The organism is Ensifer sp. ENS07 (genome assembly GCF_014852185.1).
GTDB classification, from domain to species: domain Bacteria; phylum Pseudomonadota; class Alphaproteobacteria; order Rhizobiales; family Rhizobiaceae; genus Ensifer; species Ensifer adhaerens.
This window is the reverse complement of sequence record NZ_JACVBE010000002.1, coordinates 1,027,559-1,040,001: the sequence shown is the minus strand read 5'-3', so window position 1 is coordinate 1,040,001 and position 12,443 is coordinate 1,027,559. Positions and strand designations below refer to the sequence as shown.

The following is a 12,443-nucleotide window of genomic DNA, read 5'->3' as shown; positions in this document are numbered from 1 at the left end:
CCTCTTTTTTTGGCGCAACCGTGACGATGCGCGCCGCTTTCCCGCTTGCGCAAGTCCGCAACCCAAGCTAACACTTTCGCCCATGGAAAACGCACGCAACATTTCGATCTGGTGGTGGGCTCGCTGAAGCGGCCTTGACCAGTCATGCGTGATTGAGAGATGAAGCCGCCCGGAGATTTCGAGGCGGCTTTTTTGTATCCAGGCCGCTCAAGGACCGGGCTTTTACGGAGCGAGGCGAATGGCAACGGTAATTCTCGAGGACGGCTCGGAGAGCTACACCACCAAGGGCGGCATTACGGTGACGCGCCGGCGGCGGGAAGCGTCCTATGGCCAGGCGATCGCGAGCTATGTGGACAAGCTCGACGAACGCCGTGGTGCAGTGTTCTCCTCCAACTACGAATATCCCGGCCGCTACACTCGTTGGGACACGGCTGTCGTCGACCCGCCGCTCGGCATCTCCTCCTTCGGCCGCTCGCTCTGGATTGAAGCCTATAACGGCCGCGGCGAAGTGCTGCTTGCGATCATCGCCGAACATCTGAAGACCGTCGCCGACATCACGCTCGGCGCTTCGATCAGCCGTCGCCTCGACCTGACGATCAACGCGCCGGATCGCGTCTTCACGGAAGAAGAGCGCTCCAAGATGCCGACGGTGTTCAGCGTGCTGCGCGCCGTCACCAATCTTTTCCATTCGGCCGAGGATGCGAGCCTCGGGCTCTACGGTGCCTTCGGCTACGATCTCGCCTTCCAGTTCGATGCGATCGACCTGAAGCTGAAGCGTCCCGACGACCAGCGCGACATGGTGCTGTTCCTGCCGGATGAAATCCTCGTCGTCGACCACTATGCAGCCAAGGCCTGGATCGACCGCTACGATTTCGCCAAGGACGGCAAGACCACCGAAGGCAAGGCGGAAGAGATCGCCAGCGAACCCTTTAAGACCGTCGACAGCATTCCGCCGCATGGCGACCATCACCCGGGCGAATATGCCGAACTCGTCGTCAAGGCGAAGGAGAGCTTCCGCCGCGGCGACCTTTTCGAAGTGGTGCCCGGCCAGAAATTCTTCGAGCGCTGCGAGAGCAAGCCGTCGGAGATTTCCAACCGGCTGAAGGCGATCAATCCGTCGCCCTATTCCTTCTTCATCAACCTTGGAAATCAGGAATATCTCGTCGGCGCCTCGCCGGAAATGTTCGTGCGTGTTTCCGGCCGCCGCATCGAGACCTGCCCGATCTCGGGCACGATCAAGCGCGGCGACGATCCGATCGCCGACAGCGAGCAGATCCTGAAGCTGTTGAACTCCAAGAAGGACGAATCCGAACTCACCATGTGCTCGGACGTCGACCGCAACGACAAGAGCCGGGTCTGCGTGCCGGGCTCGGTCAAGGTCATCGGCCGCCGCCAGATCGAGATGTATTCGCGCCTGATCCATACGGTCGACCATATTGAGGGACGCCTGCGCGACGACATGGACGCCTTCGACGGCTTCCTCAGCCACGCCTGGGCGGTGACCGTCACCGGTGCGCCGAAGCTCTGGGCCATGCGCTTCATCGAAAGCCATGAGAAGAGCCCGCGCGCATGGTATGGTGGCGCGATCGGCATGGTCGGCTTCAATGGCGACATGAACACGGGCCTGACGCTGCGCACGATCCGCATCAAGGACGGTATCGCCGAGGTGAGGGCAGGGGCGACGCTGCTCTACGATTCAAATCCGGAAGAAGAAGAAGCCGAAACCGAACTGAAGGCCTCCGCCATGATCGCTGCCATTCGCGATGCGAGATCCGCCAATGCCGGCAAGGCCGGTCGCGACGTTGCCGCCGTTGGCGCCGGCGTCAACATCCTCTTGGTCGATCACGAGGACAGCTTCGTCCATACGCTTGCGAACTATTTCCGCCAGACGGGGGCAACCGTCACGACGGTGCGCTCGCCGGTCGCCGAGGAGATCTTCGATCGGGTGAAGCCGGATCTCGTCGTGCTTTCGCCCGGACCTGGCAATCCCAAGGATTTCGACTGCAAGGCGACGATCAAGAAGGCGCGGGCGCGCGACCTGCCGATCTTCGGCGTCTGCCTCGGGCTGCAGGCGCTTGCCGAAGCCTACGGCGGGGATCTCCGCCAACTCGCGATCCCGATGCACGGCAAGCCGTCGCGCATCCGCGTGCTGGAGCCGGGAATCGTCTTTTCCGGCCTCGGCAAGGAAGTGACCGTCGGTCGTTACCATTCAATCTTTGCCGATCCGGCGAGCCTGCCCGCGGAGTTCATGATCACCGCCGAAAGCGAAGATGGCACGATTATGGGCATCGAGCACACGAAGGAGCCGGTGGCGGCGGTGCAGTTCCATCCGGAATCGATCATGACGCTCGGCGGCGACGCCGGCATGCGGATGATCGAGAACGTCGTGGCGCACCTCGCCAAGCGCGCCAAGATCAAGGCCGCCTGATTAGCCCGGCAATCCCCATTCCGGGATGGAGCAGATGTTGACGAAGACAAGGTGCCGCTTCCACCGTGGAGGCGGCCCTTTCTGTTCCTACTGTGCCGCCTGAATGGCCGGCACATTCTCGCAGCGATCGGCAAACAGTCGCTCGCTCAGAAAATCGACGAAGACGCGGACCTTGGGGGAGAGGTGACGGTTCGACGGCCACAACAGGTGGAACTGTCCGGGCGCGTCGAGATGGGCGTCGAGCACTGTGTGCAGTCTGCCGTCGCGAAGATGGTGGCGGGCGAGAAAGTCCGGCAGGCAGCCGATGCCGAGGCCGCTAAGCACGGCGCCGCCGAGCGCTTCCATGTTGTTGCAGTTCAGCACGGTCTTGAGGCGCGGCTCCTTTCCCTCAGGCGGCAGCGTGATCGGCCATTCCTGCAGCTTGCGGCTGTTGGGAAAGCGGAAGCGAACCGCATGGTGTCCTTCGAGGTCGCGGGGGCATTCGGGCCTGCCATGCTCTCGAAGGTATGACGGAGCAGCGCAGAGCAGAAGCTGGAACGGCCTGAGCGCGCGCGTCATCAGTCGTGAATCCGGCAGCACACCGCTGCGGATCGCGACATCCACTTCCTCGTCGATCAGGTCGACGATGCGGTCGTTGAAGTCGAGGTCGAGTTCGAGTTCCGGATAACGCCGTACGAACTCCGGCAGCACCGGCAACAGCAGGTGGTAGCTGACGATCGGCACGCTGACGCGCAGCCGACCGCGCGGCGTCGCCACGGCGTCCGCCAATGACGCCTCGGCGTCGTCGAGATCATCGAGGATGCGGCGGCAGCGCTCGTGAAAGAGGCGTCCCTCCTCGGTCAAGCGGATACTACGGGTCGAGCGCTGAAGCAGGCGGACGCCGAGTTCTCTTTCGAGAGTGGTAACAGCCTTTCCGACCGCGGAAGCGGACAGGCCGAGCACGCGACCGGCCGCGACGAAACTGCCGAGGTCGGCGGTGCGGACGAAGGCGGTCAAGCCGCTCAAGCGATCCATGCTACCTCCATTCGAGCGTTTTGTTCCGGTATGATCGGAGCGTTGATGCCGTTCTCATCGAATTATGTCGAAACTATCCTGCATTCGTCAATCGATACCCGGCAAGTGTCGACCTCAAGACGCAAGGTCCTACCGGGCCTGCGCGGGTATCCCCTTTGCTCGAACGGATGGAACGGGGAATGAGAACCGAAATTCGAGAACCGCGCGGGCGCCGGCTCGTCCTTCTTGCGGTCTGTTGCGCCGCGGCGGCAATGCCGCTCACCTTCACCGGACCGGCGGTGGCGCTGCCGTCGATCAGTCGCAGCCTCGGCGCCGATCCAGTTGCCCTCAACTGGGTCACCAACGCCTTCATGCTGACCTTCGGCAGTTCGCTGATGGCGGCCGGTGCGCTTGCCGACAGTTTCGGTCGCAAACGCGTGTTCCTGGGTGGTCTTGCGGCCTTCCTGCTGTTTTCGGCCGGGCTCGCCTTCGCTCGGGATATCCTATGGTTCGATGCCCTGAGAGCGCTTCAGGGTATTGGGGCGGCCGCCGCCTTTTCCGGCGGCATGGCTTCGCTCGCACAGGAGTTCGACGAGAACGAGCGGCTCCGGGCCTTCAGCCTGGTCGGCGCCAGCTTCGGTGTCGGCCTTGCCTTTGGGCCGATCGCCTCCGGCCTGATGGTCGAGGCCTTCGGCTGGCCGGCGATCTTCGTCCTGGTCGTGGCGCTCGCCGGCCTGTCTCTGGCACTCGGTGCGGTCTTCCTGCGGGAAACACGCGATCCGGACGCTGCTGGCCTCGACTGGAAGGGAGCGGCAAGTTTCACGGCGGCGCTCACCGCACTCACCTTCGGCATTCTGCAGGGTCCGGAAAACGGCTGGAGCCATCCGCTCGTGCTCGCGATGCTCGCGGCATCGTTGTTCTTCTTCCTGGCCTTCTGGCGGATCGAGCGTTCGGTCGCGCGGCCGATGCTGGATCTGACGCTGTTTCGATATCCGCGTTTTGTCGGCGTGCAATTGCTGGCGGCAGCCCCCGCCTACGGCTTCGTGGTGCTGCTCATCCTGCTTCCGGTCCGCTTCATCGGTATCGAAGGCATGAGCGCCGTCGCGGGCCGGCAGATGATGATCGCCATGTCCGCGCCGCTTCTGATCCTGCCGATCGCGGCGGGCCTTCTGACGCGCTGGTTCACGCCGGCGGTTATCTGCGGTGTGGGCTTGCTGATATCGGCGGCCGGGCTCCTCTGGCTCAGTCTGTTTCCGGCGGGGTCCGGGCCGGCCACGCTGCTTGCACCACTGATGATGATCGGTCTCGGCATCAGCTTGCCTTGGGGGCTGATGGACGGGCTTGCGGTCAGTGTCGTGCCGAAGGAGCGCGCCGGGATGGCGACGGGCATCTTCAGCACCACGCGCGTGGCCGGGGAGGGCATTGCGCTGGCGATCGTGACCGCCATCCTCTCCGCGCTTACGGCCTGGAACCTCGGATCGGAAGCCGGCGCCACTGCGGCTCCCATGGCGCAGCGTATCGTCACCGGCAATCTGCCCGCGGCGATGCAGCTTGCCCCTGAGACATCGCACGCCGCGCTGCTGCAGGCCTATGGCGACGCGTTCAGCGTCCTGCTTCTGGTTTTGACCGGCATCACTGTCGCAACTGCGGCCGTGGTATTCTTCTTCATCGGCAGGGGCGATAAGGCCGCCGGTGATGCGGAGATCGAAGCCGGTGCTCTGCCTTTCGAGGCGATTGCCTGCGGAGAAACCGGAACCGGCCGATCCAATCTTTGACAAGCGCCGCTTAATCCAGCATATGCTTGTCCATCGACCGCCTGCGCGAAAATTCGCGCGGGCGGTTTTGCGTTTGAATGGGCTTGCGTTTGCAACTCGTTTGCATCTGCACGAGGAATGACAATGACGACTGGAACCGAAAACCGCACCGTGCTCCGCCTTGCTTTCTGGGGCATACCGCTCTCGCTCGCTGTGCTCGGCCTGAAGCTGCTTGCCTGGTGGCTGACAGGCTCGATCGCGCTTCTCTCCGACGGGCTAGAGTCGACCGTCAACGTGATCGCGGCGGTCATCGCCTATCTGATGATCGGCTATGCTTCCAAGCCGGCCGACGCCGGCCACCCCTTCGGTCACCACAAGGCGGAGTATTTCTCTGCCGTTATCGAAGGCGTTCTGATCGTCGTTGCGGCACTGCTCATCGTCTGGGAGGCGGTGCCGGCAATGATGGCGCCAGTGTTGATGGAAGCACCGGCTCTCGGCCTGGCGATCAATTTCGTCGCCGGCGTCATCAACGCCATCTGGGCCTATGTGCTGATCACCGCCGGCCGCAAGCACCGCTCGCCGGCACTCAGCGCCGACGGCCACCACATCCTGTCGGACGTCGTCACCTCGATCGGCGTTCTCGTCGGCCTCGTGCTTGCGATCGCCACCGGCTACGCGATCCTTGATCCGCTGCTGGCCGTCATTGTCGCCTGCAACATTCTTTACCAGGGCTGGATGGTGATCTCGCGCTCGATCGACGGGCTGATGGACCGGGCCGTCTCGGGTGAAGAAGAAGAAGCGATCAAACAGGCGATCGCCGCCAACGCCGCGGGTTCGCTCGGCGTGCACGATCTGAAGACCCGTCAGGCCGGTCCGGCGATCTTCGTCGATTTCCACATGGTCGTGCCGGAGTTGATGCCGGTCGGCGAGGCGCATGACATCTGCGATCGGATCGAGGATGCGATCCGGGACGTGCATCCCGGTGCCAAGATCGCGATCCATGTGGAGCCCGAAGGTGAGAAGGCGCATGGTGTGCGCGTCAAGACGACGGTCGGGCGCCACTGATTCAAGGTCGACGGCACTTCAACCGTGACGAGGTTTCCTTCTTGAGGCAGTTCTGATTTAAGGGCCGCAAACGGAGCGGGCCGACGAGGGCAGAGGCCAGTCGACCGCACCCACGCGCGGATGTTCTCATGGAGCAACAGGCATATGAGCAAGACTGACGTATCCGGCCTTTCGCAACTGGGCGCAAAGGTCGACCTGCCGCAGAGCCCGGAAGACGCGGTGCTGGAGCGGGTCCCGAGCGGCAACAAGGGCAAGGACTATCTGGTGCGTTTCACCGCGCCGGAATTCACCTCGCTCTGCCCGATGACCGGCCAGCCGGATTTCGCCCATATCGTCATCGACTATGTGCCGGACGAATGGCTGGTCGAATCGAAGTCGCTGAAGCTGTTCCTGCATTCCTTCCGCAACCACGGCGCATTCCACGAAGACTGCACCATCGAGATCGCCCAACGGCTGGTGTCGTTGCTTCAGCCACGCTGGCTTCGCATCGGCGCCTATTGGTATCCGCGCGGCGGCATCCCGATCGACGTCTTCTGGCAGACCGGCAAGCCGCCCGAGGGCCTGTGGCTGCCCGACCAGGGCGTGCCGACCTATCGCGGTCGCGGCTAAAGCGGGAGATCCCCCGCTACGGTCTGAGTGACTGGCGTTTGAGCCAGGCGTCAACGATGCGCGCGGCGATCTGATCGGTCGGGTCGCGCGTGTCCACTTCTAGGTCGTAGGCGCAGTAATCGTGCGTCTTCAGGTGAAAGCGGGCTTCGCCGATCGTGCGGTCGCCGCGCTCGCGCTCGCGACGCTCCAGGTCTTCGATCGGCGCGTGCACTCCGACTCCTCGACGATGTGCTCGACGATCAGGTCGTTGCCGGCCTCGGCGAAGGCTGCGATCGAGCGATGAAATCCGTCGAAGAACCTCGCACGCTCGCCGCGCATTCCAGGATGCATGCCGCGCCTAAGGACCCGAAATCCGGCGTCGGCAAGCTGGTCGGAGGCATAGTAACAAAAGGGCTCCGGGAGGATTTCCCGGAGCGCCTTTGCCAGCGTTGACTTTCCGGCACTCGACGTGCCGTTCAGAAAGATAATTCGTCCGTGCTGCATGCCCGTTTGATTTCAGCCGAAGATCAAGGCAGCGCCGGCCAGAGCCGTGAGACCACCGAGGAGGCGGGCAAGCAGGCCGCCGCCGGAGAGGCGCTGAAGGGCGATGCCGAGGCCGATGCCGGCCACGTGCAGCGCGGCGGTGGCGAGGATGAAGCCGACCGAGAAGGCAAGCGCCCCGGCGCTGCCGAGTTCGCCGCCATGGGCATGGCCGTGGAAGAGGGCGAAGACGCCGACGATCGCAGCGGATGCTGCCGTGTCGAGCCGCACCGCCATGGCAACAAGCAGGCCGAGTGCCACCACCGAGGCGAGGATCGCCGGCTCGACGAAGGGCAGGTCGACACCGGCAACCGCCAGCGCGAAGCCCGCTGCCATCATCGCGACGAAGGCCGCCGGCACGACGACGAGCGCCCGGCCGCCGATCTGCGCCGCCCAGAGGCCGACGGCGACCATGACCAGGATATGGTCAAGTCCGAACAGCGGATGCGAGAAGCCGGCGGCAAACGAGCCGTGCTCTGCCGGATTGAGATGGGCGAAGGCGGGTGCGGCGGAGGCGATCAGCGCCGCAGTGGCGATCAGGATGCGTCTGTTCATGCGTGTCCCCATGGATCGGCGGGACCTGGGAGGCTGGCCCCACTCTTGAGTGTTTGACGCGACCGATCTTATTGGCCTCCGTCCCCCTGTCTATACGGCATTTGGCGGTAGGTGTTTTTACCATAAGCATAGTCGACCTTGCTGCTTTGTCGCCGCTTCGGTTTGTTGCATTGTCTTCGGGGTCGAGTCGCATTATCTGACTTTGACTGAAGACTTCATGAGACGCCGGAGAAAAACGGATGATGAACGACGACGAGGACGACAAGAAGACCGAATTGCCGCTCGGCAAGGAAACGGAGGCGAACCTTTTCAAGTCGCGTTCGATTTTCATCTACGGGTCGATCAATCAGGAACTGGCGCAGAAGGTCTGCTCGCAGCTCGTGGCGCTTGCCGCCGCCAGCGACGAAGACATCCGCATCTTCGTCAATTCGCCGGGCGGCCATGTCGAATCGGGCGACAGCATCCACGACATGATCAAGTTCGTGAAGCCGAAGGTCTGGACCATCGGCACCGGCTGGGTCGCTTCCGCCGGCGCGCTGATCTTTGTCGGCGCTCCCAAGGAGCGTCGCATTTGCCTGCCGAACACCCGCTTCCTGCTTCACCAACCGTCGGGCGGCACCCGCGGCATGGCGTCGGACATCGAGATCCAGGCACGCGAAATCATCAAGATGAACGATCGCCTGAACAAGATCTTCGCCGACGCAACCGGCCAGCCGGTCGAGAAGATCGCCAAGGACACGGACCGCGATTACTGGCTTTCCGCTGAGGAAGCGAAGTCCTACGGCCTCGTTTCGCGGATCATCTCGTCTGCTGCGGACATCTGAGTTCGCAAGCAAGTCAAGGATTTGGAGGGCATCGGCATTTCGCCGGTGCCCTTTTCTTTTTGCGGTGATCCTCGCCATCGCGTGGCTTGCTCCACTCTGGCAAGCCGTGTATAGGCTTTGAGCATGACCAAGGCTGACGCATATCGGATCGCCTCGATCCCCGCCGGACACGATACCAATCGTGCGCCGTCGCGCGCCTTCGCCTCGCTTCTTCTTCTCGGCCTTACTCGCGGTTGCCGGGTTCGCTGAGGAGCGCCCGGCGGCCGAAAAGCCACGCCGGCGGATGCTCCTCGACCCCATCAAGTGTTTTAGGATAAAGGCGCGTTCGGCGCGGCATTAGCCATCGCAATCCGATCCCCGATCGGGTATGGCAAGGCGGCCAGGACGTCCAGTGATGAAGAGAAGCTGCAATGATCCAGAAATCCCATCCCGTTAAGATTGGCATGCCGGAAGCGGCGGTGAAGTACCAGGCCTATCCGCAGATCGCGCTCACCGACCGCACCTGGCCGTCGAAGACGATCACCAAGGCGCCGATCTGGTGCTCGGTCGACTTGCGTGACGGCAACCAGTCGCTGGTCGACCCGATGGGGCACGATCGCAAGGCCCGCATGTTCCAGCTGCTGCTCGACATGGGCTTCAAGGAAATCGAAATCGGCTTCCCCTCGGCCTCGCAGACCGATTTCGATTTTGCCCGCTGGTGCATCGAGGAAGGCAATGTCGCCAAGGATGTGTCGCTGCAGGTGCTGGTGCAGTGCCGGCCCGAGTTGATCACCCGCACCTTCGAAGCGCTGGAAGGCGCGCACCAACCGATCGTGCATTTCTACAATTCGACGAGTGAACTGCAGCGCCGCGTGGTGTTTGCCAAGGACGTGCGCGGCATCAAGCAGATTGCGACCGACGCCGCCAAGATGATCACCGACATGGCGGCCAAGGCCGGCGGCGGCTACCGCTTCGAGTATTCGCCGGAAAGCTTTACCGGCACCGAGCTCGAAGTGGCCTTGGAGATCTGCAACGCGGTCACCGAGATCGTCAAGCCGACGCCAGACAACAAGCTGATCCTGAACCTGCCCTCGACCGTCGAGATGGCGACGCCGAACATCTATGCCGACCAGATCGAATGGATGTGCCGCAACCTCGACAACCGCGAAAGCCTGATCATCTCGCTGCACCCGCACAACGACCGCGGCACCGGCATCGCCGCCACCGAATTGGGCCTGATGGCTGGCGCCGACCGCGTCGAAGGCACGCTGTTCGGTAATGGCGAGCGCACCGGCAACGTCGATGTCGTGACGCTGGCGCTGAACATGTTCACGCAGGGCGTCGATCCGCAGCTCGACTGCTCCGATATCGAGCGGATCAAGGAAGTCTACGAATACTCCAACCAGATGGTCATTCCCGAGCGCCATCCTTATGTCGGCGAACTGGTCTACACGGCCTTCTCCGGCTCGCACCAGGATGCGATCAACAAGGGCATGAAGGCGATCAAGACCGCCAACAAGCCGCTCTGGGAAGTGCCGTACCTGCCGATCGATCCGCGTGACGTCGGCCGCTCCTACGAGGCGATCATCCGCATCAACTCGCAGTCGGGCAAGGGCGGCATCGCCTACATCCTGCAGGAAGACTACGGCATCAACCTGCCGCGCAACCTCCAGGTCGAGTTCCGCGAGGACATCCAGCGCATCACCGACGAGGAAGGCAAGGAGCTGCCGTCCAAGCGCATCTACGAGCGCTTCATCGAGCGCTACGTCGAGCAGCCGGGCGCGCGCATCAAGTTCGTCGACCATCACACTTATCCGGTGGGCGAGCACAAGGGCGTGCGCGTGGTGGCGGCCGAGATCACCGACAATGGCGAGGTCAAGCGCATCGAAGGCAAGGGCACCGGCCCGATCGACGGCTTTATCAATGCGCTGTCGATCTATCTCGGCATCGACCTCTCGGTTGCGGATTACTCCGAGCACTCGCTGCAGCACGGCTCGAACGCAGCCGCGATCGCCTATGTCGAGATGGAGCACCCGGGTGGCAAGCTGTTCGGCGCCGGTATCAACACCAACATCGTTGCCGCCTCGCTCGAAGCGATCGTTTCGGCGGCAAACCGCGTACTCGAGATGAAGCGCGGCTGATACACTTCAGCGTGACGAATGAAGCCGCGTCGGGGAAACCCGGCGCGGCCTTTTCGTTTCAGGGGTAGGGGCTGCCGTCGATCTCAGATCGTCGCGGCGACGGCTTCGGCGATGTCCTGCATGCCGACATGCGAAGACGGGCCGACGAGCACGAACGAGGCGCCGCCTCGCTGCCAGGAGACCATGCCGAGATCGTCGCGGATGCTCTCGTCGAACTGCTCCGCCTGCGGGCCGGTGGTGTTCTTGAGGAAACAGATCGCGAAGATTTCGCCTTCGGTGCTTCGGTAGACGAGCTGCGCCACGGGCTTGCCGTTGGCGACGAGCAGCCGCGCGCCCTCGAAGGTCAGGCCCTTGCCGGAAAGCTGCGGGACCTTGAAGGGAACACCGACGCTTGCGGCAAGCCAGGTCTCGATCTTCGGTCCCTCTGTCGCCGGGACCTCGACCAGATGCTCCTTCTGCCGCGAATAGATGCGGTGATAGTCGGCGATGTCGTCGAGCCAGCCACGCGCTGCGGCGAGCTTGGTCGGCTCGCTCCCGGTGTTCGCCGTCCCGACGATGAAGCCGGCGCCGCCGCCGAGCAGCAGCAGGGCCACCGATGCGGCAAGCATGCGCGGCCAGACCCGCGCGTGCCGGACAGTGGTCGTCGTTGCCGCAATCCGCTCGGTCTTCGGATTGACCCCTGGACCCTGCTTGATTTGCCGGACAAGAGCGAGCGGCACGGGATCGTGCAGGAAATCTTCGAAGGCGGTATCGCCGAAGCTGCTGCCGGCCTTCAGCCTCTCGAACAACGCCTTGGCGTCCTCGTCGCGGGCGAGAATCGCGTCGAGTTCGGTTCGTTCAGCTTCGCCGATCTCGCCGTCGATATAGGCAGAAAGGCGCACTTCGAGCGCTTGACCCCTTGTCTGTTGCAACGGTCAGGCCCTCCTTTCGGTATTCTCTGAGATCATCGCCGCGAGCCTGAGGCGCGCGGTCGACAGTCTGCTCATGACGGTGCCGATCGGAATGCCCAGGATATCGGCGGTCTCGCGATAGCTGTGGCCTTCGACATTGACCAGCAGGAATACGCTCGCCAGTCCCTCGGGCATCGACAGGATCATCTTCTGCAACTGATTGGCGTAGACGGCTTTTTCGGCCGACGGCTCGATGCTGAGTTCGTCATGTCCGAGCGCATCGACGGTGCCGCTGCCGGTGCGGACCTTGCGCTTGCGGATTTCGTCGACCCAGAGATTGCGCGTCATCGCGTAGACCCAGCTTTCCAGCCGGCCCTCTCCGTTCCAGAGGTGGCTGCGGGTGATCGCGCGCTCGCAGGCTTCCTGGACGAGGTCGTCGGCGTCATTGGCATTGCGCGTCAGCGTCATCGCGAAACGGCGCAATTTGGGCAGCAGGCTGACCAAGTCGCGTCTGAAGTCCTTCGTTTCTGCCGCTGGACGCATTTCTCTTCCAATGAAACGTGCCGGATCATGCATTTATTCGCCGTGCTGCGCACGAGCGGATGATATGAAACATTTGCTCCTTAGTCTGCAAGGGAAGTCCCGGAACGGAAAGCAAATTCTGCTGCTTCATGGCGCCTTTTCCC

11 protein-coding genes and 1 pseudogene are annotated in these 12,443 nt (G+C 63.0%); 7 read left to right on the top strand and 5 right to left on the bottom strand.

Annotation, left to right across the window (positions count from 1 at the left end; translation table 11 throughout):
- Positions 1–82 precede the first annotated feature (82 nt).
- Both trpLE and IB277_RS12240 read left to right on the top strand, forming a co-directional pair.
- Entirely contained in the window at positions 83–127 is a 45-nt protein-coding gene (gene trpLE, locus IB277_RS12245) for a trpE operon leader peptide TrpLE (RefSeq protein ID WP_178385070.1), read from the top strand.
- Between the two features lie 111 nt (positions 128–238).
- A complete protein-coding gene (locus tag IB277_RS12240; RefSeq protein ID WP_192371002.1) occupies positions 239–2,428 on the top strand; it encodes an anthranilate synthase in 2,190 nt (729 codons plus the stop codon).
- Between the two features lie 87 nt (positions 2,429–2,515).
- On the opposite strand, the gene IB277_RS12235 is transcribed toward IB277_RS12240, so the two are convergent.
- Entirely contained in the window at positions 2,516–3,442 is a 927-nt protein-coding gene (locus tag IB277_RS12235; protein ID WP_090298427.1) for a LysR substrate-binding domain-containing protein, read from the bottom strand.
- A 179-nt stretch (positions 3,443–3,621) separates the two neighbouring features.
- Between IB277_RS12235 and IB277_RS12230 the strand changes: the two genes are divergently transcribed.
- The 3 genes from IB277_RS12230 (at position 3,622) to queF (ending at position 6,849) form a co-directional block, all read left to right on the top strand.
- Positions 3,622–5,196, top strand: coding sequence for an MFS transporter (locus IB277_RS12230; RefSeq protein WP_192371001.1), 1,575 nt, complete (start codon positions 3,622–3,624; stop codon positions 5,194–5,196).
- A 123-nt stretch (positions 5,197–5,319) separates the two neighbouring features.
- Positions 5,320–6,240, top strand: coding sequence for a cation diffusion facilitator family transporter (locus tag IB277_RS12225; protein ID WP_370689595.1), 921 nt, complete (start codon positions 5,320–5,322; stop codon positions 6,238–6,240).
- Positions 6,241–6,384: 144 nt separating this feature from the next.
- On the top strand, positions 6,385–6,849 hold the full coding sequence (gene queF / locus IB277_RS12220; RefSeq protein WP_034788869.1) for a preQ(1) synthase: 465 nt from the start codon (positions 6,385–6,387) through the stop codon (positions 6,847–6,849).
- Between the two features lie 16 nt (positions 6,850–6,865).
- Here queF and IB277_RS12210 read toward each other — a convergent pair.
- A pseudogene (locus IB277_RS12210) lies at positions 6,866–7,332 on the bottom strand (chloramphenicol phosphotransferase CPT family protein).
- Positions 7,333–7,344: 12 nt separating this feature from the next.
- The gene (locus IB277_RS12205) at positions 7,345–7,923 is read right to left on the bottom strand and encodes a HupE/UreJ family protein (RefSeq protein WP_090298437.1); all 579 of its coding nucleotides are present in this window, start codon (positions 7,921–7,923) and stop codon (positions 7,345–7,347) included.
- Between the two features lie 239 nt (positions 7,924–8,162).
- On the opposite strand from IB277_RS12205, the gene IB277_RS12200 reads away from it, so the two are divergent.
- Positions 8,163–8,747: an ATP-dependent Clp protease proteolytic subunit gene (locus tag IB277_RS12200; RefSeq protein ID WP_034788862.1), complete on the top strand. Its 585-nt coding sequence runs from the start codon at positions 8,163–8,165 to the stop codon at positions 8,745–8,747.
- A 410-nt stretch (positions 8,748–9,157) separates the two neighbouring features.
- Positions 9,158–10,867 (top strand): 2-isopropylmalate synthase, encoded by a 1,710-nt coding sequence (gene leuA / locus IB277_RS12195; protein ID WP_060518745.1) that lies wholly within the window; start codon positions 9,158–9,160, stop codon positions 10,865–10,867.
- 83 nt (positions 10,868–10,950) lie between these two features.
- Here the strand turns inward: leuA and IB277_RS12190 are convergent, their stop codons facing one another.
- Complete coding sequence (locus IB277_RS12190) at positions 10,951–11,778, bottom strand: anti-sigma factor (protein ID WP_034788856.1); 828 nt, start codon at positions 11,776–11,778, stop codon at positions 10,951–10,953.
- Between the two features lie 3 nt (positions 11,779–11,781).
- Positions 11,782–12,300 (bottom strand): RNA polymerase sigma factor, encoded by a 519-nt coding sequence (locus tag IB277_RS12185; protein WP_034788854.1) that lies wholly within the window; start codon positions 12,298–12,300, stop codon positions 11,782–11,784.
- Between the last annotated feature and the right edge of the window lie 143 nt (positions 12,301–12,443).